Here is a 25,136-nt window from a genome sequence, read left to right on the forward strand (position 1 = left end):
CACCTCAGGACGGCGGGCGGCGGCGCAGCGTGCCCGACGTCGCGCAGAGCTCGGCCACCCAGTCGACGAAGACACGCAGCCGGCTGCTCAGATGCCGGTTGGGCGAGTAGACGACATGCAGCACGATGGGTGCGGAGCGCCATTCCGGTAGCACCCGCACCAGCCTGCCCGCCTCCAGATGCGGCTCGATGAGCGAATAGATGGACTGCCCGATACCGAGCCCGGTGAGACAGGCGGCGAGATAGGCGGTGGAATCGTTCACCGCCAGCGCATAAGGCAGGTCGAACTCGTAGCTCTCCTCGCCGCGCACGACATCGAAACCCGTGCGCCGGCCGGTGCGCGGGCTGAAATAGGCGATGGTGCGGTGGCCGTTCTCCAGATCGCGCGGATGCTGCGGCATGCCGTGCCGCTGGATGTAGTCCGGCGTCGCGCACAGCACCAGATCGATCTCCCCCACCCGCCGCGCGATCAGGCTGGGATCGAGCACGTCGCCGCCGCGGATGGCGCAGTCGATGTTCTCCGCCACCAGATCCGCTGGGCGGTCCGACACGCCGAGGTCGAGCTGGATATCGGGGTAGCGGGCGTGGAAGTCCGGCAGCGCCGGGATGAACACGTAGAGCGCCAGCGCCGTACCCACATCGACCCTCAGCCGCCCCGCCGGGCGTGCCTGCGAGCGGGTCATCGAGCCGTCGAGTTCCTCGAGGTCCGAGAGCAGCGCCACCGCGCGCTCGTAATAGGCGGCGCCGTCCGGCGTCACCCCAACGCGGCGGGTGGTGCGGTTGAGCAGCTTGGTGCGCAGATGCGCCTCGAGCTGCTGGATCAGCTTCGTCACCGTCGGTTTCGGCATCTCGAGCAGGTCGGCGGCACGGGTGAAGTTCCCGGCCTCGACCACGCGGACGAAGGCGCGCATCGCGGCGAACTGATCCATGCCTGACATCCGGGCCCGATTGTTTCCTTGTGTGAATAATGAAATCCCGATTCCGGTATTTTTTCGTCCGCGGCAAGAGACTAGTTTTCGCCGCATTGCAGCAAGGATGAGATCGGGTGGGCCATGGTCCGCCCGTTTGCGTTAGGTGGCGCCATGCCGGCTCTATGGACCGAGGACAGGCTGGATCTGAACGGCACGGAGCTGCCGATCCGCGTCTATCGCGCGGCCGCTTCGGCGCGCCCGACTCCGCTCGTGCTGCATCTTCACGGCGGCACCTTCACCTGCGGCGACCTCGACTGCAGCGCCATCATCTGCCGGACCATGGCCGAGGCGGGAGCCGTGGTCGTCTCGGTGGACTATCCGCTGGCCCCCCAGCACCCCTTCCCCGCCGCGCTGAACGTCAGTTTCGCCGCGCTCGCGCTGCTTTATCGCCAGCGCGCCCGGTGGGCGGGCCGTGGGGCGCGTCTGTTCGTGGCTGGCGAGGAGGCCGGCGCCAACATCGCCACCGCGCTGACCCTGATGGCGCGCGACCAGCACAGCCCGCCGCTCACCGGGCAAATCCTGATCTCGCCCATGCTCGACCCGTGCCTCGCCTCCGGCTCGATCCACGCGGCCGAGGCCGGCGCCATGGGCTGCAAATGGGCGGATGGCTGGCATTTCTATCTCGGCTCCGCCGACAAGGCCGCGCATCCCTATGCCGCGCCGCTTGCCTCCCGCCGCCTCGGCGGCGTGCCGCCGGCGCTGATCATCACCGCCGCCGACTGTCCGATGCACGACGAGAGCCTCGATTACGGCAAGCGCCTCGCCGCCTGTGGGGTGTCGGTCGAGACCCATGTCGTCCCTGAGGAACCGGACGCCGCCGACACGCCGCCCGATACCGCCAGCCTGCCGCCCTGGGCGCAGTCGCTGCTTCCGCTCTTCACCAGCTTTCTGGCGGCCCAGCCCGCCGCAGTTCGTACCGTTCAGGCCTGAAGGCCAGGAGATAGCCGCATGAGCACCGAACACGCTCGCAATGTCACCGCCGAGGTTCCCGCGCAGGGCGGAGGCAAGTCTAGCCGCCGCTGGCGCGAGGCCGGCGTCGCCCTTGGCCTTGCCACCGCGGCCACTGCCGCGGCGGTGTGGTTCGCCTGGCCGATGGGTGCCGCGCTCGCCACCGATCCGCCGGCCGCCCAGGCAAAGGCACTGCCCGCGACGCCCGTCTCGGTCGCCGTGCTGAAGGTCCGCGACACCATGAAATGGGACGAGTTCTCCGGCCGCCTCCAGGCGGTCGAGCGCGTCGAGGTTCGCCCGCGCGTCGCCGGCGCGGTCAAGACCGTGCATTTCCGTGAGGGCGCGCTGGTCAAGGCGGGCGACCGTCTGGTCACCATCGATCCCGAGCCGTTCCAGGCCGCGCTGGATCGCGCCGTGGCGCAGGCCGCCGCCGCCGAGGCGCGGGTCCTGCTGACCAAGAACGAGCTCGAGCGCGGCCAGAAGCTGGTCGATTCCCGGGTCGTCTCGGTGCAGGACCTCGACCAGCGGACCAACAACTTCAAGGAAGCGCAGGCCAATCTGCGCGCCGCCCAGGCCGCGGTGCAGACGGCGCAGCTTGACCTCGACTACACCGAGGTGCGCGCGCCGGTGAACGGGCGCGTCGGCCGGCTTGAGGTCACGGTCGGCAACCTCGTCGCCGCCGGCCCCACCTCGCCGGTGCTGACCTCACTGGTGTCGGTCGACCCGATCTATGTCGGCTTCGACGCCGACGAGAACGCGGTGAGCGAGGCGCTCGCCACCATCGGCGAGGGCGACGTGCTCAGCCAGATCGACCGCATCCCGGTCGAGATCACCACGGCCACCACCGGCGCCGAGCCGATGCGCGGGCATCTCCAACTGGTCGACAACCAGGTCGACGCCGCCACCGGCACATTCCGCCTGCGCGCCGTGTTCGACAATCCGCAGGGCCGTCTCGTCCCCGGCCAGTTCGCCCGGGTGCGGATGGGCCGCGCCAAGACCGAGCCGGCGCTGGTCGTCAACGAGCGCGCCATCGGCACCGACCAGGACAAGAAATACGTCTTCGTGGTCGATGGCGACAGCAAGGCGGCCTATCGCGAGGTGAAGCTCGGCCCGCCGGCCGAGGGGCTGCGCGTCGTCGCCCGCGGCCTCAAGGAAGGCGAGCGCGTGGTCGTCAACGGCCTGCAGCGGGTGCGCCCCGGCGTGCTGCTCGCGCCGGAGGTCGTGCCCATGGAAACAACCGCATCCGCCGCCAAGGCGACGGGAACCGACACCGACATCGCCGCCAACTGAGGCGGCACGCTACCGCTGGGTAGGCCTCCTCGGGGGGAGGACGCTATGAATCTGTCCAAATTCTTCATCGACCGGCCGATCTTCGCCGGGGTTATCTCGGTCCTGATCTTCGTCGCCGGCCTGCTGGCGCTGCGGGTGATGCCGATCTCGGAATATCCCGAGGTGGTGCCGCCGCAGGTGATCGTGCGCGCGCAATATCCCGGCGCGAGCCCCAAGGTCATCGCCGCCACCGTGGCGACGCCGATCGAGGAGCAGATCAACGGCGTCGAGGACATGCTCTACATGTCCTCACAGGCGACGACGGACGGCGTGATGACGCTGACCGTCACCTTCAAGCTCGGCACCGACCCCGACAAGGCGACGCAGCTCGTGCAGAACCGCGTCGGCCAGGCCGAGCCGCGCCTGCCGGAGGAGGTGCGCAGCCTCGGCGTGACCACCACGAAGAGCTCGCCCAACTTCATCATGGTCGTGCATCTGGTCTCGCCGAACGACCGCTACGACATCACCTATCTGCGCAATTACGGCGTGCTGAACGTCAAGGACCGGCTGGCGCGCATTGCCGGCGTCGGTCAGGTCGACATGTTCGGCGCCGGCGACTACTCGATGCGGGTCTGGCTGGACCCGCAGAAGATTGCCGAGCACGGGCTGTCCGCCGGCGACGTCGTGAACGAGATCCGCGCGCAGAACATTCAGGCGGCGGCCGGCATCGTTGGCGCCTCTCCGGCGACGCCGGGCGTCGATCTCCAGCTCTCGGTCAACGCCCAGGGCCGCCTCGAGACCGAGGAGGAGTTCGGCGACATCGTCGTGAAGACCGGCTCGGACGGACAGGTGGTGCGCCTGCGCGACCTCGGGCGCATCGAGCTCGGCGCCGCCGACTACGCGCTGCGCTCGCTGCTCGACAACAAGCAGGCGGTCGGCATCGGCGTGTTCCAGGCGCCGGGCTCCAACGCGCTGGAGATCGCCGACAACGTCCGCGCGACGATGGAGGAGATAAAGAAGACGATGCCGGAAGGCGTCGACTACGCCATCGTCTACGACACCACCCGCTTCGTCGACGCCTCGATCGAGGCGGTGGTCCATACGCTTTTCGAAGCCGTGCTGCTGGTCGTCATCGTCGTGGTGGTGTTCCTGCAGACCTGGCGTGCCTCGATCATCCCGCTGCTCGCCGTGCCGGTGTCGATCGTCGGCACCTTCGCGGTGATGTATGTCTTCGGCTTCTCGATCAACGCGCTGAGCCTGTTCGGGCTGGTGCTCGCCATCGGCATCGTGGTCGACGACGCCATCGTCGTGGTGGAGAACGTCGAGCGCAACATCGAGGACGGCCTCTCCCCGCGCGACGCCGCCTACCGGGCGATGAGCGAGGTGTCGGGGCCGATCATCGCCATCGCCCTCGTGCTGGTGGCGGTGTTCGTGCCGCTCGCCTTCATCACCGGCCTCTCCGGCCAGTTCTACCGGCAGTTCGCGCTGACCATCGCCATCTCGACGGTGATCTCGGCGATCAACTCGCTGACGCTCTCGCCGGCGCTGGCGGCCATGCTGCTGAAGGGCCACCATGCCGAGCCGGATGCGCTCCAGCGCGTCATCAACGCCCTGTTCGGCTGGTTCTTCCGCGGCTTCAACTGGGTGTTCTCGCGCGGCTCGGCCGGCTATGGCCGCGGCGTGCGCCGGGTGCTCACCGTGAAGAGCCTCGTCATGGTGTTCTACGCGGCGATGCTGGGTGCCACCTGGTGGCTGTTCCAGGCGGTGCCGGGCGGCTTCGTGCCAGCGCAGGACAAGCAGTATCTGGTCGGCTTCGCCCAGCTTCCCGACGGCGCAACGCTCGATCGCACGGAGGACGTCATCCGCCGCATGACCGAGATCACGTTGAAGGAGCCGGGCGTCGAGAGTGCGGTCGCCTTCCCGGGCCTGTCGATCGCCGGCTTCTCCAACTCCTCGAATGCCGGCATCGTCTTCTCGGTGCTGAAGCCCTTTGAGGAGCGCAAGGACCCCTCGCTCAGCGCCGGCGCCATCGCCATGTCGCTGAACCAGAAGTACGGCGTGATCCAGGACGCCTTCATCGCCATGTTCCCGCCGCCGCCGGTGCAGGGCCTCGGCGTGGTGGGCGGCTTCAAGCTGCAGATCGAGGACAGGGCCGGCCGCGGCTACGAGGAGCTCGCCGCCGTCACCAACGCCTTCATGGCCAAGGCGATGCAGACCCCGGAGCTGACCGGCCAGTTCACCACCTTCCAGGTAAACGTGCCCCAGCTCTTCGCCAATGTCGACCGCACCAAGGCCCGCCAGCTCGGCGTGCCGATCTCCTCGGTGTTCGAGACGCTGCAGGTCTATCTCGGCTCGCTCTATGTGAACGACTTCAACAAGTTTGGCCGCACCTACTCGGTGCGCGTGCAGGCCGACGCGCCGTTCCGCGCCAAGCCGGAGGACATCGGCAAGCTGAAGGTGCGCTCGAACTCGGGCGAGATGATCCCGCTCTCCGCGCTGCTCAAGGTGGAGACCACGGCCGGACCGGAGCGCGCCATGCGCTACAACGGCTTCCTCACCGCCGACGTCAACGCCTCGCCGGCGCCGGGCTTCTCGTCCGGGCAGGCGCAGGACGCGGCGGCGCGGATCGCGGCGGAGGTGCTGCCGCCCGGCTTCGACTATGAGTGGACCGACCTCACCTATCAGGAGATCCTCGCCGGCAATTCGGCGGTGCTGGTGTTCCCACTCGCCATATTGCTCGTCTTCCTCGTGCTGGCCGCGCAATACGAGAGCCTGACGCTGCCCATCGCGATCATCCTGATCGTGCCGATGGGACTGCTGGCGGCGCTGTTCGGCGTATGGCTCGGCGGGGGCGACAACAACATCTTCACCCAGATCGGCCTTGTGGTGCTGGTCGGCCTGTCGGCGAAGAACGCGATCCTGATCGTCGAGTTCGCCCGCGAGCTGGAGTTCACCGGCAGCAATCCGGTGGACGCGGCGATCGAGGCGGCGCGGCTGAGGTTGCGGCCGATCCTGATGACGTCCTTCGCCTTCATCATGGGCGTGCTGCCGCTGGTGCTCTCCACCGGCGCCGGCGCCGAGATGCGGCACGCGATGGGCGTCGCGGTGTTCGCCGGCATGATCGGCGTGACCTTCTTCGGCCTGTTCCTGACGCCGGTCTTCTACGTCGTGCTGCGCCGGCTCACCGGCAATCGCCCGCTGCGCCAGCACGGCATGGCCATGGCGGCCCCCCACCCGGCCGAGTGACCGCGCGACCGGGTGCCCGGCCGCCGGACCTCCGGCGGCCGGGCGAGTTCTTCAACTTTCCCTCGCCTCACGCGTGGGCGAACAGCGCGCGGATGTCGGGCAGCCCGGCAAGGTCGCGCAACCGGGCCAGCAGCGCGCGGGCGTCGGGCAGCACCGGCCCGGCCAGCGACAGGAACTTGCCGTCGAGCTCCTCCGGGCTCATCGGATTGCTGGGGGCGCCGCGGAAATCGGCGCGCTCGGTCTCGACCTCCCGACCATCCGCCAGCACGACGCGCATATGCGTCGCCCAGGCCGGCCCCGGCGGCAGGCTCTTCGAATTGAGCGTGAGATGCACCTTGCGGGCGAGCGCCCGGATCGCCGGGTCCGCATGCGGGTCGGCGAGGAAGGACTGCGGATCGCGCGGATCGCGCAGCGCCGCGGTGGCGAGGCAGAACGGCAGGCTGTACTGAGCCGTCGCGATGTCGTTCGGCTCCAATATGTTGTGGTGGCTGAGCACCTTCTCGCTGGTCGCGACATGGATCGCGGCGATCTCTCCCGCTTCGAAGCCGTGCGCCCGCCGCAGGTCCTCGAAGGCCTGCACCGGCGTATGGGCGGTGACGTGGAAGGGATAGCACTTCACCGCGATCCGCGCCGTCTCCCATTCCTCGCCGAGGCCGGCCAGCAGCTTCTCCATGCGCGGCTCGCGGGTGAAGGCTTCGAAGAAGCCGAACTTGCCCTCGAGGATGACGTCCGGCCCGGTGAATCCGCCGCCGGCGAGCCGCGCCGCCAGCACGCCGCCCTCGGAAGCGCGTCCGGTGTGCAGCCGTTTCACCATGCCGCCATTGCCGGCCTTGGAGAAGACGAGCAGGCCCGAGCACAGCGAGGCGGCGATGCCCAGCGCGTTGGTCATCTGCTCGGGGTTAAGCCGCAGGAGGCGCCCGACCGCGATGGCCGAGCCGAAGGTGCCGGTCAGCCCCGGCGAGTGGAAGCCGAGCTTCTCGGCCGTGTTGTTCGCCGCGTCGCCGATCCGCGCCATCGCCTCGCAGGCGGCAATGAAGGCGGTCAGCACGTCGCGGCCGCTGGCGCCGACCTCCTCGGCGACGGCAAGCAGCCCCGGCACGATGGTCGAGCCGGCATGCACGCCGGCGCTCGGCTGGCGCAGATTGTCCATCTCGAAACCGTGGGCGAGCGCGCCGTTGGCGAGCGCCGCGAAGGGCGCATTCACGCGGTGGCGGGTGCCGATGATCGTGCTGGTCGCCGCGCCGCCATAGAGCCGCGCATAGTCGATCACGATGCGGCTCCACGGCAGCGTCGAGCCGAAGACACAGACACCGACCGTATCGAGAATGGCGTCGGTGCCCTTGGCCCGCACCGGCTCGGGAATGTCCGCGAAGTCGAGCTGCGTGCAGAATTCAGCCAGGGATCGGCTCAGGGAAGGCATGGCGGTCTCCGTTCCGGGTGGTTGGATGCCCGGAACGGCTTCGACGCGCGGGGCGTCAACTCTGGCCGAACATCAGTTGAAGACGGACCTCGGCGGCGTTGCGGATATGCACCCGCGCCGCATGCTCGGCCGCATCGGGATCGCGGGCGAGAATCGCCGCGAGGATGGCGCCGTGCTCCTCGTGCACAGCCTGAAGACGGCCCGGCGCCTCGTAGGTCGTGCCGGGAATGAGCAGGATCCAATCCGCCATCAGCGCCAGCGCGTGGCTCAGCCGCGAATTGTGCGCCGCCTCGGCGATCTGCGCGTGGAACCGCTTGTTGAGCTGGGCGAGCTGGGCTGGATCGGACATCGCCCGCGCCGCGTCCAGCAGTTCCTGCAGCGAGCGCATCTCCGGCAGCGAGGCATGCTGCGAGGCGAACCGCGCCGAGGCTCCCTCCAGGAACTCCCGCACGGCATAGATCTCGAACACGCGCTGCTTGCTGAGCTCGGTCACCGCGATGCCGCGGGCGGGGCTGAACTCCAGCATTCCTTCCGAGACCAGCAGGTTGAGCGCCTCGCGCACCGGCGTGCGGCTCACCCCCTGCGCCTCGGCGATCTCCACCTCGCGCAGCCGCTGCCCGGGACGCAGTCGGCCGTCGCGGATCATCTCCTTCAGAGCCTGATACACGATCTGCGAACGAGGCAGTCCCTTGACTTCCATAAAGAACCCGGACGAGTGGCGGATACAGTTGCATACCTTATGACCGCAGCAGCGGCCGGAGGGCAAGGCCGGCAGAACCGGCGCGGTCGAGGTCGAGAACGGTAGCGACGAGCCTCCCAGCCCTCTCCGTCCCGAGGATCGGCGCCACGAGGTCGAGAGCCTTGTCGGCGACCTCCGCGCGGTCCATCGGATTGGCCGGGGTGCCCTTCACGGCATGGGTGCGGTGGACGAGTTCGCCGCCGCCGGCGAGCTCCACGCGGATAATGGCCTGACGGGGCGGCAGCGCCGTCGTCAGCTCCGCGTTCGGCACGAGGCTGATCCGCGCGCGCAGCGCGCGCACCCGCTCGTCCTGCATCCGCGCATGGTTGTGCGAGCTGGCGAAGCTCAGCCCGCCGTCGACCAGCGTCAGCGCGGCGAGATGCTGCACGTTGATGTTCGGCATGGCGCGGTCGTCGACCAGCGCGCAGCGGTCGTCCGGCAGTTCGATGATGAGCCGCTCCACCTGCTCGGCGCGCAGCCCGTGCTTCGACATGAGCAGCGTGACGGCGTCGATCGCGCCCTGGATGGGCGAGCCGACGCACCATTTCTTGATGGTCGCCCCGCGGATCTCGTAGCGCGCGCCGAGCTCCTTCCACAGCTCGTCCGGTCGCGGGTCGGCGGCGAAGGCGGAGAAGAAGCCGTCCGCCCCGTCGAGCGCATCGGCGACGCCGGAGAAGCCCGCCGCCACCATGGTGGCACCGGCCATCGCGTTGCGTGCCGGCATGCCGCCGAAATCGAAGGCCTTCTCGATATGCCGGTCGTCGCGCATCCAGCACTGCACGCCGGAAGCCTGCTGCACAGCATAGGAGAGCAGGAAGCGGACCTTCTCGGGCGAAAAGCGCATCAGCGCCCCGGCCGCCGCGGCGGCGCCGAACAGTGCTCCGACGCTGTGCGTGGAATGCCCGCCGGCATAGAGCTTGCGCGGGCCGAGCGCGAGGTTGACCCGCGCGCCGATGTCGTAGCCGAGTGCCACCGCTTTCAGCAGCGCGAGGCCGCCGGCGCCGCTGAGTTCGGCCGCCGCCAGCGCCGCCGGCACGATGCCGCAGCCGGGATGGAAACGCCCGCCGAGATGGGAATCGTCGGTCTCATCGGCATGCGCCATCATGCCGTTGGCGAGCGCCGCATTGACCGGATCCGTCAGGAAATCCGCACCGATCACCGTGCAGGCCGGCGCGCCGCCGAGCGAGCGCGCATAGGTCGTGGCGACCTGCCCGGCGCCGAGCCGCGAGCCGGAGACGCAGGCCGCCAGCGTGTCGAGCAGGTGCAGCCGCGCCCGTTCGAGCACGTCGTCCGGGCAGTCGCGCGCGAGCGCGCCGCTGATGTAGTCGGCGAGCGTGCGGGTGCCGTCCGACACCCCGACCGATGCTGCGGCCAGGGTGCTGGCATCGCGTCCGTCCGTCGCCCGCGCCTGTCCTGCGGCTGCCATGTGAGCTCGTTCCTCGGGAAAAAGGGCCGTCGCGACGGGGGAGTCTCGCCACGACGGCATCGCGTCAGGCGCGGATCAGCGCACCACCTTCACACCGGCGCCCTGCAGGATGGTGCGCAGCGTGTTCGCGTAGTCGGTGATGAAGCCCTTGGTCGCGGCGGGGTCGAGATAGGCGTTCTCGAGCTGCGTGTCGTTCAGGTACTTGATGTAGGACGGCGACTTCGAGGCCTTGAGGAACAGGTTCTGGAAATAGGCCACGGCCTCCGGCGGCATGTTCGGCGGGCCGACAATGCCCCGCGCCTGCGGCACGTTCGGCACCTCGAAGCCCTGTTCCTGGATCGTCGGCACGTCCGGGAAGTTCGGCAGGCGCTTGTCGGTGACCTGCGCGATCGCGCGCAGGCGGCCGGCGCGGATCAGTTCGCCGGCCTCGACCGGCTCGATCATCATCATGTCGACGTGACCGCCGAGCAGGGCCGCGATGCGCTCGCCGCCGCCGGGGAAGGACACGAACGCCCAGTCGGCCTTGGTGCTGGCCATGAGGACGTGCCGCATGACGGCGTCGCGGGCGGTGACCGAGCCGCCGGACTGCTTCAGCTTGCCGGGCGCGGCCTTCGCCGCCTCGATGAAGTCCTTCAGGTTCTTGTAGGGCGAATCCGCGCGCACCACGAGCAGCGCCGGCTCAAGCACCAGCCGCGAGATCGGCGTGAGGTCCGGCAGCGTGACCTTGGCCTCGCTCTGCACCAGCCCGTCGGTGACCCAGACGCTGGTGAACACCCCTATGGTGTTCGGGTCGCCGGCCTTCTCGTTCAGGTAGTTCATCGCGGCGGTGCTGCCGCCGCCGACCTTGTTGACGACGACCATAGTGGTATCGAGCACCTTGTCGCGGTCGAGCGCGGTAATGAAGGCGCGCGCGAACGCGTCGCCGCCGCCGCCCGGGCCGGTATGGACGACGACCGAGACCGGGCCGGTCGGCTTCCAGCCGGCGCCCTGCGCGCTGGCCGGCGAAGCGGACAGGCTTGCCGCGGCCAGCAAGCCGGCGGCCAGAACAGCTCCTGCGAGTTTCATTGGCGTTCCTCTCCTGATGTGCGGCCCGGTTTACGGGACCTCTTGTGATGCGAGGGCGTCGCGGCGCGCACGGTTCCAGCGGCCGAGCAGAGGCGAGACGAGGATGATCAGGGCGACGACGAGCAGCACCGCCGCGATCGGGCGGTCGACGAGGATCAGCGGGTCGCCCTGGGACATGCTGAGCGACTGGCGCAGCGCCCGCTCCAGGCTGTCGCCGAGCACGAAGCCCAGCACGAACGGCGTGGTCGGGAAGTCGAGCTTGGCCATCACGTAGCCGACCAGCCCGAAGAGGGTGAGCATGCCGACGTCGAACAGGTTCCCCGAATTGCTGTACGCGCCGATGATCGACACCGCGAGGATGATGGGGAACAGCAGGCTCAGAGGGATGCGCAGGATCTGCGCGAACAGCGGCACCAGCGGCAGGTTCATGATCAGCAGCACGACGTTGCCGATATACATGCTGGCCACCAGCCCCCAGAACAGGTCCGGCGATTCCACGATCAGCAGCGGTCCCGGCCGGTAGCCCCACAGGATGAGCGCCGCCAGCAGGATGGCGGTGCTGCCGCCGGCGGGAATGCCGAAGGTGAGCAGCGGCAGCATGGCGCCGCTCGAATCCGCGTTGTTCGCTCCCTCCGGCGCGGCGAGGCCTTCCGGCGCGCCCTTGCCGAACATCTCCGGCCGCTTGGAGACCGCCTTCTCGATGCCGTAGGACACGAAGGAGGAGACCGACGACGCCGCGCCCGGCAGCATGCCGATGAAGAAGCCGACGATCGAGCCGTTGAGGAAGGCGAAGCGGCAGGCCTTCAGCTCCTCCCGGCTCGGCAGGTAGTTGCGCAAGCCGCGCGGAACCGGGAGCAGATGCGCCTTCTCGCGCGCGTCGACGCTCATCATCACCTCGGCGATGGCGTAGAGGCCGACCGCGATCACCATGAACTCGATGCCGCCGATCAGGTCGGACAGCCCGAAGGTGAAGCGCGACTGCGCGGTGAAAAGGTCGGTGCCGATGCTGGTGAGCCACAGGCCGACCAGCAGCGAGAGCAGCGCCTTGAGCATCGACTGGCCGGCGAGCAGCACCACCAGCGCGAGGCCGACCACCATCAGCGCGAAGAATTCGGGCGAGGAGAAGCGTAGCGCGAACTCCGCCAGCGGCGGCGCCAGCAGGGTGAGGATCACGATGCCGATCGAGCCGGCGATGAAGGAGGCGATGGCGGCGATGCCGAGCGCCGCGCCGGCGCGGCCCTTGCGGGCCATCTGGTAGCCGTCGATGCAGCTCACCACCGACGACGCCTCGCCCGGCATGTTCAGCAGGATCGAGGTGGTCGAGCCGCCATATTTGGCGCCGTAATAGATGCCCGCCAGCATGATGATGCCGCCGGTCGGGTCCATGTTGAAGGTCAGCGGCAGCAGGATGGCGATGGTCGCCGCCGGCCCGAGGCCCGGCAGCACGCCGATAACGGTGCCGAGGAAGCAGCCGACCACGCACCACAGAAGGTTCTGCGGGAGCAGCGCGACGCTGAAGCCGTGCATCAGGCCATAGATCGCGTCCATGTCAGAACCCCGTCCAGAGGCCGACGGGCAACTGCACGCCGAGCAGTAGCGGGAACAGGATCTCGAAGCCGAGCGGCAGCAGCACCGCGGAGATGCCGGTGAACAGCCAGGACTGGCGGAACACGATCTGCGTGAAGAAGACGATGAGCCCGGCGAAGGCGAGCACGAAGCCGAGATACTTCATCGCCGGGATCGACAGCGCGAACACCACCCACATGCCGAGAGCCCGCCTGACGCCCTGCCAGTCGACTGTCGCGACCTCGGGGTCGTGATCCTTGCGCAGGGTCATGACCACCAGCGCCAGCGAGCCGACGATCAGGGCGATGCCGTAGAACACCGGGAAGAAGCCGGGACCCGGGCCGCTGTCGTCCATGAACGGCCACCCCATCGCTGTGGTGGTAACGTAGACGCCGAGCGCCGCCAGCAGCGCGCCGGCGACGACGTCACCGCGCATCAGCTTCGACCCGTTCACGGCAGGTCCTCCGGCGCGGCGGCGAGCGCCAGGATCTGCCGGACGTCGGCCAGCCGATCCAGCGCCCATACGGTGCGGGCGAGCTGCGCGGCACGCGCCTCGCCGAGCACGGGACGCGCATTGAGCAGGAACTTCGCCTCGAGCTGCGCGTCCGACATCGGATTGGCGCGCGTGCCGGAGGCGTGGTCGACATGCACCTCGTGGCGGCCGCCCGAGGTGTCGACCACCACGGCATGGGCCTCGTCGTTGCGCAGGCGCTCGTCGGTGGCGACGCGCACCTTGCCGCGCAGCGTGACCACGTCGGACGCGGTGGCGCGCCGGTCGCTGTATTGCGGCAGGCCGGCATTGCCGTCGAGATAGGCGACCGCCGCCGAGTGGTAGACGCTGAACTTGGACTGCAGGCCGGTCTGCGGATCGGTCACGCCGGTGATGCGCACCGTCTGCGGATGCACCGTGACCTCCAGCGCCGCGACCTCCTCCGGCTTCACGCCGAAGTCGCGCAGCGCGATCACCCCGTCGATCATCGGGTGCAGCACGATCCCGCAGGCATAGGGCTTGTAGCCGTTACGCAGCACGTGCCAGTCGGTGCCGAGGCCGGCCAGCATCGCCTCGGGCCGCGACACCGTGCTGAAGATGCGGCTGAAGCCGCGCCGCCCCTCAATGATCTCCTCGGAGCTGTCGAAGCCCTCACGGGCGAGGAAGGCGGCGAGCACACCGTTGGAGGCCGCCTTGCCGGCCTGGAACGACTTGCACATGGTGCCGCGGTTCTGCTGCATGCCGGCGGCCTGCGTCGCCGCCATGCCGAGCGCATGCACCATCTGCTGCGCATCGAGGCCGAGCAGCCGGCCACAGGCGACGCCCGCGGCGATCGAGCCCAGCGTGCCGGTGAGGTGCCATCCGCCGTCGTGATGGGCAGGCGAAGCCTTGCCGGTCCGCACCCCGGCTTCGAAGGCCAGCGCATAGGCGACGATCAGGCTGCGGCCGTCGAACACGTCGGTCTCGGCGGCGGCGAACAGCGCGGCGAGAACCGGCGAGCTGGCGTGCAGCACCACGCCTTCCATATGCGTGTCGTCGAAATCGAGCACGTGACCCATCTGGCCGTTGGCGAGCGCGCCCTCGAGGATGCCCAGCCGGCGCCCCTGCCCGATCGCCGGCACGCGATCGAGGCTGCCGAGCACGTCGAGGCCGGCGAGCAGCCTTGCGATGGTCGGATGCCGGCTGCCGGCGATGGCGCAGCCGAGCCAGTCCAGCACGCCGCGCCGGCAGGCATGGACGACCTCGTCGGGAAGATCGGAATAGTCGAGGCCGGCGGCGAAGGCGCTGAACTCCAGGCTCACGCCAAGACGCAGAGGCGCGGCTCCATACTCGACCTGATCGGCCAAGGACACGGCAGTCTCCTTCCCTATGCGGCGCGTTTGTTTGCAGGGCGCGCCTTGTTCGTGCAGCCGCGGCTGCTTGTTTGCAGGCAATGTATACAGATGTATCCAGAACGGCAACCCGGCAAAACGCACGCGACGCCGGTCGCGCCGAAGGCGGCAAAAAGACCGGAAATGTCGCGATGAGGCGCCGCCGGCAGCGCGCAGAGCACCAGCCGTGTCAGTTCGTGAGGATCACAAGGATGGAGGCCTGCCCGACGATCAGGCGGCGCGGCATTCCCTCAACGCGTCGCGCAGCACCTCGCAGCCGGCGTCCATCTGCTCCTCGCTGAAGGCGCTGAAGCCGAGCGTGATCAGGTGGTCGACCTCCGCCTCCCGCGCCAGCGCGGAGAGCGGCAGGATTTCGAGGCCGCGGCGCGCGGCGAGCTCGGCCACCTCCTGGCCGCTGAGGCCGTCGGCGAGGCGCGCAATGACCTCCATGCCGGTCGCGGTCGGCTCGGCGGTCATCCACCGTCCGAGCTTGCGCGCGATGCAGTCGAGCAGGTAGTCCTGCCGCCGGGCATAGAGGCGGCGCATGCGGCGCACATGGGCGGCGAGCTGCCCCTCGCTCATGAAACGCGCGACCAGCGCCTGCTCCAGCATCGGCGAGAAGCGCCCGACCACCGAGCGCGCCGAGACGAAGGCCTCGACCAGCGCGTCGGGAACGATCGCGTAGCCGAGCCTGAGACCCGGAAACAGCATCTTGCTGAAGGTGCCGAAATAGAGCACCCGCCCCTCACGGTCGAGCGCGTGCAGCGCCGGCCGCGGCCGGCCTGAATAGCGGAACTCGGTATCGTAATCGTCTTCCAGAATCCAGGCACCGGCCGCGTTCGCCCATTGCAGCAGCGCGTAGCGCCTCTCCAGGCTCAGCTCCATGCCGAGCGGGAACTGCTTGGAGGGCGAGACATAGACGAGCCGGGCCTCGGGTGCGCGCGCGATGCCCTCGGCGACCACGATGCCCTCCTCGTCGACCGGTACCGCCACCGGATTGGCGCCGGCCGCGATGGAGGAGGCGTAGATGCCGTCATAGCCGGGATCCTCGCACCACACGTCCTCGCCGGGGGTCAGCAGGATGCGGCAGGCAAGGTCCACCGCGTGCTGGGCGCCGGCGAAGACGATGACGTTGTGCGGCCCGCAATCGAGGCCGCGACTCAGCCCGACATGCTCAGCGATGGCGACGCGCAGCGGCTCGTAGCCCTGCGGATCGCCCTCCCCCAGCAATTCGCCGGCCGCCTCGGTGTCGAGCTCGCGATAGAGGGTCGCCGCGAGCCCGGCCCAGCGGCGGATCGGGAACATGTCGACCGCCGGAAAATTGGCGCGGAACGGCACCGGCCGGCGCATGTGGCGCAGCGTGGCCGGCACGTTGCTGAAGGCGGAGGGCGAGATGAAGGAACGGTCGAGGCTCCCGGCCGCCTTGATCGCCGGATTGATGCGCGCCGGCGCCTTGGCCGGTAGCTGCTCCGGCAGGTCGCGCGCCACATAGGTGCCGGAGCCGGTCATCGGCTCGAGGAAGCCTTCCGAGATCAGATGGTCGAAGGCGAGCAATATGGTGTTGCGCGAGACCCCGAGCAGGCGAGCGAGGTCGCGCGTCGAGGGCAGCTTCTCGCCCGGCTTGATCGATCCCGCGGCGATCTCGTCGACGAGCCGGTCGTAGAGCTGCCGGTGCAGCGGTGCGTCGGCACGCCGTTCGATGTCGAGAGCGAGCGAGTCCAGCAGGTGCACGACGCCTCCGCGATCTGTTCCGACCGCCGGTCGACGCAAGTTCCACGCCACATCACACCGCCCGATTCACACCGCGCTCCGCTCCCGCTCCGGCCGGTGCCCGAAGGTGACGACCCTCGTCATCATCAGCACGAACATCACCAGGAGCACGAGGAACACCACAAGATTGACGCAGGTGGCGAGCGCGTAGAGCTCCGGCTTCACCCCGTAGCGCAGCGCGCCCCAGGCGGCCGAGGGCAGCGTCGGCGTGGCGCCGAGGAGATAGAAGGAGATCTCCAGATTGTTGAAGGCCATGATGAAGGTGACGATGAACGCGCCCAGCAGCCCCGGCCAGATCAGCGGCAGGGTCACCTCGAAGAAGGTGCGCGCGGGGCTCGCGCCGAACACCATGGCCGCGTCGTCCAGCCGCCAGTCATAGCGGTAGAGCTGGGTGGCGATGATCAGCAGCGCATAGCTGAAGCAGTGCACCACATTGGCGAGGATCGCCGAGACGAGGTTGCCCTGCAGGCCGAGGAACAGCCCGTTGAAGATCAGCGAGGAGATGCCGAGCAGCACCTCCGCCACGAAGAGCGGCGCCACGAACAGCGCAAGGAACAGCGGCGCCCGCCGGCCAGCGTGGCGCATCAGTCCGATGGTGGCGGCGCCGGCAAGCGCGGTCGACAGCACGGCGGAAAAGAAGCCGATGATCAGGCTGTTGCCGAGCGCGGTCTGGTAAAGCGAGTTCGAGAACAGCCGCGTCATGATGTCGAGCGACCATTTCGGCGGATAGGGGAAGCTGGAGTTCCGCGAAAAGCTGGCGAGCCCGATATGCAGGATCGGCAGATAGAGGAAGAGATAGGAGGCGACGACGGTCGCCAGCAGCGCGATCTTGCCGGGGCGGAACCGCATGCTCAACCCCTCCCGAAGCCGGTGAAGCCGGTGCGGCGCAGGTCGAGCGTCTTCGCCACGATGACGACCAGCAGCACCGAGACCGCGAACAGCACGACGCCCATCGCCGCGCCGAGCGCCCAGGTGCCGCTCTCGCCGAACTGCTGCGCCATCGCCATGCCGTAGAGCGTGCCGTTCGGCCCGCCGAGGAAGCGCGGCGCCAGCGTCGCCGACAGGCACGGAATGAAACAGAGCGCGAAGCCGATCAGCGTGCCGAACAGGTTGAGCGGCCAGGTGACCTCGAAGAAGGCGCGCGCCGGGCTGGCACCGAAGATCGTCGCGGCGTCGATCAGGCGCTGGTCGAAATTGAGCAGCGACAGGTAGATCACCGTCACCACGATCGGCAGGTAGAGATAGACGAGGCCGATCGCGCTCGCGACGTTGGTGTACATGATGACGCGCAACGGCGCGGCGCCGAGTGCCATCAGCACGCCGTTGAGCAGCCCGACCGGCCCGAGCAGGCCCTGCAGCGCGATGATGCGCAGCACCTCGCCGGTGAGGAACGGCACCGCGAAGGCGAGCGTGAACAAGAGCTTGTAGCGCCCGCCATAGAGCATGATGCCATAGGCGACCGGCCAGGCAATCAGCGTGCAGATGACCGACACCGCCGTTGCCATGGTGAGCGAGCGGACGAGGAAGGTCATGTAGGCGCCTTCGGTCGCCAGCACGTAATAGTTGTGCAGGTTGAAGTCGCGGATGATGTGGTAGTTCTCGGTCCGCCAGACGCTGAGCACCAGCATCGAGAGCAGCGGCAGCACGAACAGCGCGACGAGAAAGACCGTCGGGATGCCGAGGAAGAGGGCCGGCGCGGCGCGTCCCTTCATGGCATCTCTCCCGGCGCCGGGAACAGGTCGACGTCGCCCTTCTCCCAGAAGCCCACCACCTCGGCGCCCTCCTTGAATTCGGCCTCGCGGCGCGGCCGGCTGGCGACCAGCTCGCCGCCCGCCCAGCTCATCACATATTCCGCATAGGCACCGCGCAGGATGACGTGCTTGACGGTGGCCGGCAGCGCATTGGCCGCCGCCCCGGCGCCGGGCTCGGCCGGCCGCAGGCGCACCTTCTCGTTCTTCACATAGGCGGCGACCTGTGCGGCATCGGCGATCCCCTCGCGCGGGCCGGTCTCGATCAGCACGCCCTCGCCGCGCACGGCGATGCCCTCGCCCGCCAGCGCGACGATACCCTCGAAGCGGTTCGAGCGGCCGACGAACTGGGCGATGAAGGCGGTCTTCGGCCGGTCATAGACGTCGGTCCGCGAGGCGAAATCCTCGATCCGCCCGCCGCGCACCACGGCGATGCGGTCGCTCATCGAGAGCGCCTCCTCCTGATTGTGGGTGACATAGATGAAGGGGATGCCGAGCGCCGTCTGGTGCCGGCGGATCTCCACCTCCATCTCCTGGCGCAGTTCGCGGTCGAGATTGGCCAGCGGCTCGTCGAGCAGCAGCACCTTAGGCCGCCCGACGAGGCCGCGCCCGAGCGCGACGCGCTGCTGCTGGCCGCCGGAGAGCTGGTTCGGGTAGCGCTTCTCGAGCCCCCGCAAGGCGAGGATGCCAAGCACCCAGTCCACCCGCGCCTCGATCTCCCCCTTCTGCAGCTTCAGCATGCGCAGGGGGAAAGCGAGGTTCTCGTAGACCGTGCGGTGCGGGAACAGCAGGAACTCCTGGAACACCATCGCCACTCCGCGCCTGTGCGGCGGCAGATGGGTGACGTCCTCGCCGTCGATCAGCACGCGGCCCTGCGTCGGCGTCTCCAGCCCGGCGATGATGCGCAGCAGCGTCGTCTTGCCCGAACCGCTCGGCCCGAGCAGCGAGACGAACTCCTGCTTGTCGATCGCCATGTTGACGCGGTCGACCGCCCACACGCTGCCATACTGCTTCGAGACGCCGTCAAGGGTGATGTAGGCCACACCGGGCTCCTGAAATGAACGGATAAGGATGCAAGGCCCCGACCACCCGGCATGGTTCCCGGCAAAGCTGATTCACTTTGCCAGGAACATGCCGTAGCGCATTGAATCGAGCGCCGAATCGGGGGCCCCGGGCGAAAAACTCCGCCGCGGGGACTGGCGCTCGGGATAGCCGGGACGATGAACGTCCGCTCGGTCAGGCGGCCTGCATGCGCGACCAGACGCGCTCCCACTTCTCGGTCGAGGAGGGCTGGTCGAACTGGTACAGGGTCGAGAGTTCCTCGGTCCGGTCCATGAGGAAGAGCTTCTGCTCCTCGGGGGTCGAGATGGACCGGATATCGATCGTCGTGGACGCGCCGGCGACCTCGGCGATCTTCTTCATGTTCGGCGCCGCGAGGAAGGTGTTCATGAAGTCGTGGCAGATGTCGAGCGTCGGCCCGTCGGCGACGCCGGACGTCACCAGCCAGGTGTCGACCCAGCCGAGCCCGCCTTCCTTCGGGGTGAGCTGATGGGCGAAGTCGGCCTGGATCTCGCCCTTGGCCTTCTTCTGCACCAGCACGCGATAGGTCTGCGCGAATTCCGGCGCCGCGACGATGGCGCCGCTCTCGAGGAGCTGCTGCAGCGTGTTGTTGTCGTTGTAGCGGGTCAGCAGCAGCGGCTTCTGCTGGATCAGCAGCTTCTCGACCTCCGCCAGCTCCTCGTCGGTCAGCACATAGGGGTTGAACGGCTTGCCGTCGGGGCGCGGCTTGTCCTTGGTGCCCATGCGCGTGCAGACCAGGATGCCGGTCAGCGCGATGTTCTCCTCGAAGCGCGCGCTGGTGGCGAGCCGCCCGGCGAAGGCCGGGTCGAACAGCACCTCGATGCTCTGCACCTTCTCCTTCGGCACTTCCGCGACGTTGTAGGTCGTGCCGTAGCTGCCCCAACACCAGGTCACGCCGAAATGCGCACCCGTGGTCTGGTCGGTGAGCAGCTTGAAGCGGTCCGGCTTGAACACCGGGAACACGTTGGCGGTGTTCGGGATCTTCGCGTAGTCGATAGCGCGGATCAGCTTCTCGCGGAAATACAGGCCCGGCCAAAAGCCGTCGGCCTGCACGAGGTCGAAGTCCTTGGTGCCGCCGACGCGCAGCTTGTTGTAGGCCTCCGAATTGCCGTCGAAGAAGGTCGGGGCAAACTTGATCTTATGCTTTTCCTCGAAGGCGGCGACGATCTCCGGCACCGCATAGACCTCCCACATCAGCGCGCGGAGCTGCGTCGGCGCCGCCGAGGCGGGACGGATGTAAGGCATCGCAACGGCGGTCGCGGCGCCGGCCGCGATCGTCTTGAGCACGGAACGACGGTCGAGCGACGTTGCGGACGGGACCGCAGCGTCGAGCGAACTGCACGGTGATTTGGTCATGGCCACGCCCTCTGGTTTTGTGGGTGACGGGATTGTTCCCTGCGAGGCCCCTGCCTTGTGCGTTTCCCCTCCGGGCGGTCTTGTGCCGCTCCGGCCGTGCGGCCGTCAGGCCGCTGGACTGAACGGCACGTCACTGCTGGTCTGGCGGCTCATGCCGCGGCCTTGAACGGGTTCTCGGCGTCGGCGTAGTTGACCGGCGTCATGTGCCAGCCTTCCTTGTGCTTGCGCCAGTAGGTCTCCTTCAGCTTAGCGCTGATCGGACCCGGACGGTCATTGCCGTAGATTCGGTCGTTGACGCGCGCGCAGGGCATCACGCCGCCGGCGGTCGTCGTCGTGAACACCTCGTCAGCCTCGAGCAGGTCTTCCAGCGTGATGGGGCCGATCACCGGCTCCAGCCCGAGCTCGGGGCAGATGTCGAGCACCGACAGGCGGGTGACGCCTTCCAGCGCGCCGCGATCCGGGGTGATGACCTTGTCGCCCTTCACGATGAACACGTTGAAGCCGGCGCCCTCGGTCAGGAAGCCTTCCTGGTCGATCAGGATGGCAGTGTCGAAGCCCTTGTCGTGCGCCTCGAACATGCCGCGCGTGAAGTCGCGCCACATGTAGTTCTTCAGCGTCGGGTCGAGCGACTTCGGCGAGATGCGCGGCACCGAGGCGACGAGGAGATGCGCGCCGCGCTCCTGCACGTCCGGCTTGATCACGTCGACCCACGGCACCGCATAGGCGATGAAGGTGTTGTCGCAGTCGAGCGGGTTGCGCGAGCCATAGACGCGCGGCACGCCGCGGGTCGACAGCATGGCGACGAAGGCGTCCTTGAGGCCCGACAGGGCGACGACCTTGCCGAGGATGGTGCGCATCTCGTCGCGCGTCACGCCCGGATCGAGGCGGTAGCCGGCAAGCGACTTGTGAAAGCGGTCGAGATGGTCCTCGAGGCGGAAGAAGCCGCCATCGGTGACATGGACGACGTCATAGGTGACGTCCGAATGGGTGAAGCCCCAGTCGCCGACCGGGATCTTGGCCTCGGAGATCGGCACATAGGTGCCGTTCATGTAAGCGGCGCCCTTCGAGAAATCGGGGCTCGACTGGCTCATGGTGTTCTCCTTCCATCACCCGCTCCCAGCGGGCCGGAGAACAGCTTTCCTCTGAATGGCTCCATCAAAAAGCACCGCTTCGGTGCAAAAGGACGGGGCCACTTTCAGTGCGCGAAGGATCCTGGCCCACACGACGACGCCATCCTGAGGTGCGAGCGGGAGCGAGCCCCGAAGGATGGTGTTCCGGGTTGGGGCGATAACGCGCGTGCGTGCTTCGAGGCCGGCCTTTCGGCCGGCACCTCAGCATGACAGATCATTGCAGGAACGGAGCGCGCCCCGCTCAGAGCCCGATGCGCGGCACGGCGTCGGCGACGGTGATCTTCTTCGGCAGCAGCCCGAGCGCGAAGAAGGTGTCGGCCACAAGCTGCTGGTCGGCCACCACCTTCTCGGTCAGCGGCGCGACGCCGAAGCTCTGCCGGGCGACGGCGACGGCGAGCACAGGGGCCGGGATGCCGGTCGAGGGCGCCAGCTCCGCCACGGCGGCGGCCGGGTCCTTCTGGATCCAGTCGTCGGTCTCGCGGATGGCCTCGATGAGCTGGCCGATCACCTTCGGGTTCGCCTCGGCGAATTTCCGCGAACCGAGATAGAACTGGTAGTTCGGCACGATGCCCTCGGCTGTGGTCAGCGTGCGCGCCTTGATCGCCACCTCGGCGGCCGCCTGGAACGGGTCCCAGATCGCCCAGGCGTCGATGGCGCCCTTCTCGAAGGCGGCGCGGGCATCCGCCGGCGGCAGGAACTTCACGGTGATGTCGGTATAGGCGAGGCCGGCCTTCTCCAGCGCCTTCACCAGCAGGAAATGCACGTTCGAGCCCTTGTTGAGGCCGACCGTCCTGCCCTTGAGATCAGCGACCGTCTGGATCGGGCTGTCCTTCGGCACCAGGATCGCCTCGCCCTTCGGCGCCGGCGGCTCGTTGGCGAAGTAGATCAGGTTCTCGCTCGCCGCCTGCGCGAATATCGGCGGCGCCTCGCCGGTCTGGCCGATGTCGATGGCGCCGGCATTCAGCGCCTCCAGCATCTGCGGGCCGGCGGCGAACTCAGCCCACTTCACCGTGACGCCGAGCGGCTCGAGCTTCTTTTCGAGGATGCCGCGACCCTTCAGCAGCACCAGCGTGCCGTATTTCTGGAAGCCGACCCGCACCTCGCCGGCGGCGAGGGCCGGGCGCAGCGCCGGCGCGGACAGGGAGGCGGCGAGGCCGGCGGCGCCGGCGAGTACGGAACGGCGGGTGAAGCGGGTCATGATAGGGTCCTGAATTGAAGGGTTGATCGGCCGTGCCGCTCCGCGTTGCGGAGCCGGCGCCCTCACCCGCCGAACAGGCGGGCGAGTATCCGGCCTTCGAGTTCGGCGAGTTCGGCCGAGCCGCGCCGGCGGGGGCGCGGCAGCGGCACGTCGAGATCGAGCGCGACATGGCCCTCGTCGATGAGGATGACGCGGTCGGCGAGCGCCAGCGCCTCGGAGACGTCGTGTGTGACGAGGATCGCGGTGAAGCGCTGATCGAGCCAGATGCGCTCGACCAGCCCCTGCATCTCGATGCGGGTCAGCGCGTCGAGCGCGCCGAGCGGCTCGTCCAGCGCCAGCAGCCGGGGACCGGAGGCGAGCGCGCGGGCGAGCGCGACGCGCTGCTTCTGGCCGCCCGACAGCACGGCGGGCCACTCGCCGGCGCGGTCGGCGAGGCCGACCTCGGCGAGCATGGCGCGGGCGCGCTGGTGCCGCGCCTCTCCGGTGACCAAGGCCGGCAGGCCGACCTCGACATTCGCGAGCACGCGCTCCCAAGGCAGCAGGCGCGGCTCCTGGAACATGATGCGGATGGCCTCGCCGTCATGCGGGCCTTCGAACAGGATGCGCCCGGCGGTCGGCCGGTCGAGCCCGGCGATGAGCCGCAGCAGCGTGCTCTTGCCGCAGCCGCTCTTGCCGATGACGGCCACGAACTGGCCGGCGGGGATCGCAAGATCGACCCGCTCCAGCACGCGCTTGTCGCCGAACTGGCGGCCGAGCCGCTCGAAGGCGACCCCGAGGCCATGCGTCGCCGCCGAGGCGGGAACGAAGCTGGAGGGAGCGGCAGCGAGCGTCATCGCGTCAGCTCCGCGGCTTCTGGAAGGCCGGGTGCCATTTCAGGCACAGATGCTCCAGCACCCCGGTCAGCACGTCGGCGAGCTTGCCGAGCAGCGCGTAGATGAGGATCGCCAGCACCACGATGTCGACCAGCAGGAACTCGCGGGCCTGCATCGCCATGTAGCCGAGCCCTGAGGAAGCGGCGATGGTCTCGGCGACGATCAGCGTCAGCCACATGATGCCCAGCGCGAAGCGCAGCCCGACGAAGATCGAGGGCAGCGCGCCCGGCAGGATCACCCGCCGGAACAGCGTGAAGGGCGACATACCGTAGACCCGCCCCATCTCGATGAGCTGGGGGTCGACCGTGCGCACGCCATGCAGCGTGTTGATGTAGATCGGGAAGAACACGCCGAGCGCGACCAGGAAGAGCTTGGCCTCCTCCTCGATGCCGAACCACAGGATCACCAGCGGAATCAGCGCCAGGTGCGGCACGTTGCGCACCATCTGCAGCGTGGTGTCGGTGTAGCGGCGCGACAGGTCCGACAGGCCGTTGGCGATGCCGAAGACGAGGCCGACGATGCCGCCGACCACCAGCCCGCTCAGCGCCCGCAGTGTGCTGACCGCCATGTGATGGACGAGATCGCCCGACTTCAGCGCCTGCCAGCCGGCGGAGGCGATGGCGGAGGGCGCCGGCAGCACGTTCGGCGCGATGAAGCCGATGCGCGACAGGAACTCCCACAGCGCGACCAGCAGCGCCGGCAGGATCCAGCCGGCGATCCGCCCTTCCAGCGCCGCGAGGCGGGCACGGCGGACCGGCGCGCCGTCGGACGTATCCGCCCCGACGATGGCCGCGCTGATCTTGGCGCCGCGCTCGACCAGCGACATGTCAGGCCGCCGCGCCGGTGAGGTCGCGGGCGCCCCGGCGCCGGCCGGACAGCGCGTGGACGGCCTCCTCGACCAGCCGCTCGAAGCGCTGCTCGGCAAGCCCTGCCGCCACCGCACCATCGGCGAATTCGCGCTCGGTGAAGAAGACGCCGGTACCGAGCGGCTGCGCCTGGAAGAAGGCGAAGAGCGGCCGCAACTGATGCTCGATCGCCAGTGCATGGCGGTCGCTGCCGCCGGTCGCCAGCAGCGCAACCGGCACGCCGACGAGGCCGCGATAGTCGACGAAGTCGATGAAATGCTTGAACAGCCCGGAATAGGAGCCCTTGTAGACCGGCGAGCCGACCACCAGCAGGTCGGCACTCTCCACGGCCTCGAACGCCGCCTCGACCGGCGCGGCGGCCGGGCGCGCGCGCAGCGCGCCTATCCCGTCCAGCGAAGCCACGTCGATCACGTCGGTCCGGACGGCGATGCCGGCCTCGCCCGCAGCCTTCGCGATGCGCTCCACGGCGAGCTGCACCAGCGACAGGGTACGCGAGGGAGACGACAGCCCGCCGCTCACGCCGACGATCTTAATCCTGCTCATCAATCACGCCTCCAGGCTCGACAAACCTAGCCTTTCCATAATTCATTCTAGTTGTCTATCGGAA

Annotated in this window: 21 protein-coding genes; 3 read left to right on the forward strand and 18 right to left on the reverse strand. The window is 68.7% G+C overall.

The window, feature by feature from the left end; translation table 11 throughout:
- Positions 1-4: 4 nt before the first annotated feature.
- Positions 5-928, reverse strand: coding sequence for a LysR family transcriptional regulator (locus U742_RS0121085; RefSeq protein ID WP_029356693.1), 924 nt, complete (start codon positions 926-928; stop codon positions 5-7).
- A gap of 153 nt (positions 929-1,081) precedes the next feature.
- Between U742_RS0121085 and U742_RS0121090 the strand changes: the two genes are divergently transcribed.
- The 3 genes from U742_RS0121090 to U742_RS0121100 are packed head-to-tail and all read left to right on the forward strand — an operon-like array spanning position 1,082 to position 6,433.
- Positions 1,082-1,900 carry an alpha/beta hydrolase gene (locus tag U742_RS0121090; protein WP_038362295.1) on the forward strand — a complete coding sequence of 273 codons (819 nt, stop codon included), beginning with the start codon at positions 1,082-1,084 and terminating at the stop codon, positions 1,898-1,900.
- An 18-nt stretch (positions 1,901-1,918) separates the two neighbouring features.
- Positions 1,919-3,208, forward strand: coding sequence for an efflux RND transporter periplasmic adaptor subunit (locus U742_RS0121095; RefSeq protein ID WP_051661391.1), 1,290 nt, complete (start codon positions 1,919-1,921; stop codon positions 3,206-3,208).
- Positions 3,209-3,253: 45 nt separating this feature from the next.
- Positions 3,254-6,433, forward strand: a complete 3,180-nt coding sequence (locus U742_RS0121100) for an efflux RND transporter permease subunit (protein ID WP_029356698.1) — start codon at positions 3,254-3,256, stop codon at positions 6,431-6,433.
- A gap of 67 nt (positions 6,434-6,500) precedes the next feature.
- Here U742_RS0121100 and U742_RS0121105 read toward each other — a convergent pair whose 3' ends face one another.
- The 17 genes from U742_RS0121105 to U742_RS0121185 all read right to left on the reverse strand — a co-directional run bounded on the left by U742_RS0121105 (position 6,501) and on the right by U742_RS0121185 (position 25,072).
- Positions 6,501-7,853, reverse strand: a complete 1,353-nt coding sequence (locus tag U742_RS0121105) for an MmgE/PrpD family protein (RefSeq protein WP_029356700.1) — start codon at positions 7,851-7,853, stop codon at positions 6,501-6,503.
- Positions 7,854-7,908: 55 nt separating this feature from the next.
- The gene (locus tag U742_RS0121110; RefSeq protein ID WP_029356701.1) at positions 7,909-8,553 is read right to left on the reverse strand and encodes a GntR family transcriptional regulator; all 645 of its coding nucleotides are present in this window, start codon (positions 8,551-8,553) and stop codon (positions 7,909-7,911) included.
- 37 nt (positions 8,554-8,590) lie between these two features.
- Complete coding sequence (locus U742_RS0121115; RefSeq protein ID WP_029356702.1) at positions 8,591-10,018, reverse strand: MmgE/PrpD family protein; 1,428 nt, start codon at positions 10,016-10,018, stop codon at positions 8,591-8,593.
- Positions 10,019-10,093: 75 nt separating this feature from the next.
- Positions 10,094-11,083: a Bug family tripartite tricarboxylate transporter substrate binding protein gene (locus tag U742_RS0121120; protein WP_029356704.1), complete on the reverse strand. Its 990-nt coding sequence runs from the start codon at positions 11,081-11,083 to the stop codon at positions 10,094-10,096.
- A 30-nt stretch (positions 11,084-11,113) separates the two neighbouring features.
- Positions 11,114-12,631, reverse strand: coding sequence for a tripartite tricarboxylate transporter permease (locus U742_RS0121125; RefSeq protein ID WP_029356706.1), 1,518 nt, complete (start codon positions 12,629-12,631; stop codon positions 11,114-11,116).
- A gap of 1 nt (position 12,632) precedes the next feature.
- Positions 12,633-13,103 carry a tripartite tricarboxylate transporter TctB family protein gene (locus tag U742_RS0121130; RefSeq protein WP_029356708.1) on the reverse strand — a complete coding sequence of 157 codons (471 nt, stop codon included), beginning with the start codon at positions 13,101-13,103 and terminating at the stop codon, positions 12,633-12,635.
- On the reverse strand, positions 13,100-14,491 hold the full coding sequence (locus tag U742_RS0121135; RefSeq protein WP_197028306.1) for an MmgE/PrpD family protein: 1,392 nt from the start codon (positions 14,489-14,491) through the stop codon (positions 13,100-13,102). The genes U742_RS0121130 and U742_RS0121135 overlap by 4 nt, the downstream gene beginning before the upstream one ends.
- 249 nt (positions 14,492-14,740) lie before the next feature.
- Positions 14,741-16,240: a MocR-like pyridoxine biosynthesis transcription factor PdxR gene (locus U742_RS0121140; protein WP_029356712.1), complete on the reverse strand. Its 1,500-nt coding sequence runs from the start codon at positions 16,238-16,240 to the stop codon at positions 14,741-14,743.
- 66 nt (positions 16,241-16,306) lie between these two features.
- A complete protein-coding gene (locus U742_RS0121145) occupies positions 16,307-17,128 on the reverse strand; it encodes an ABC transporter permease (protein WP_029356715.1) in 822 nt (273 codons plus the stop codon).
- Positions 17,129-17,130: 2 nt separating this feature from the next.
- On the reverse strand, positions 17,131-17,991 hold the full coding sequence (locus U742_RS0121150; RefSeq protein ID WP_029356717.1) for an ABC transporter permease: 861 nt from the start codon (positions 17,989-17,991) through the stop codon (positions 17,131-17,133).
- A complete protein-coding gene (locus U742_RS0121155; protein ID WP_051661395.1) occupies positions 17,988-19,070 on the reverse strand; it encodes an ABC transporter ATP-binding protein in 1,083 nt (360 codons plus the stop codon). The genes U742_RS0121150 and U742_RS0121155 overlap by 4 nt, the downstream gene beginning before the upstream one ends.
- 193 nt (positions 19,071-19,263) lie before the next feature.
- On the reverse strand, positions 19,264-20,463 hold the full coding sequence (locus tag U742_RS0121160) for an ABC transporter substrate-binding protein (protein ID WP_029356720.1): 1,200 nt from the start codon (positions 20,461-20,463) through the stop codon (positions 19,264-19,266).
- Positions 20,464-20,612: 149 nt separating this feature from the next.
- Positions 20,613-21,554 (reverse strand): branched-chain amino acid--2-keto-4-methylthiobutyrate aminotransferase, encoded by a 942-nt coding sequence (locus U742_RS0121165; protein WP_029356722.1) that lies wholly within the window; start codon positions 21,552-21,554, stop codon positions 20,613-20,615.
- 280 nt (positions 21,555-21,834) lie between these two features.
- On the reverse strand, positions 21,835-22,791 hold the full coding sequence (locus U742_RS0121170) for a sulfonate ABC transporter substrate-binding protein (RefSeq protein ID WP_029356724.1): 957 nt from the start codon (positions 22,789-22,791) through the stop codon (positions 21,835-21,837).
- A 62-nt stretch (positions 22,792-22,853) separates the two neighbouring features.
- Positions 22,854-23,624, reverse strand: a complete 771-nt coding sequence (locus tag U742_RS0121175; protein WP_029356726.1) for an ATP-binding cassette domain-containing protein — start codon at positions 23,622-23,624, stop codon at positions 22,854-22,856.
- Between the two features lie 4 nt (positions 23,625-23,628).
- Positions 23,629-24,489: an ABC transporter permease subunit gene (locus U742_RS0121180; RefSeq protein WP_038362300.1), complete on the reverse strand. Its 861-nt coding sequence runs from the start codon at positions 24,487-24,489 to the stop codon at positions 23,629-23,631.
- A 1-nt stretch (position 24,490) separates the two neighbouring features.
- Positions 24,491-25,072, reverse strand: coding sequence for an NAD(P)H-dependent oxidoreductase (locus U742_RS0121185; RefSeq protein WP_029356730.1), 582 nt, complete (start codon positions 25,070-25,072; stop codon positions 24,491-24,493).
- Positions 25,073-25,136 lie beyond the last annotated feature (64 nt).

This window comes from Allobosea sp. 117 (assembly GCF_000702305.1).
GTDB lineage: Bacteria > Pseudomonadota > Alphaproteobacteria > Rhizobiales > Xanthobacteraceae > Ancylobacter.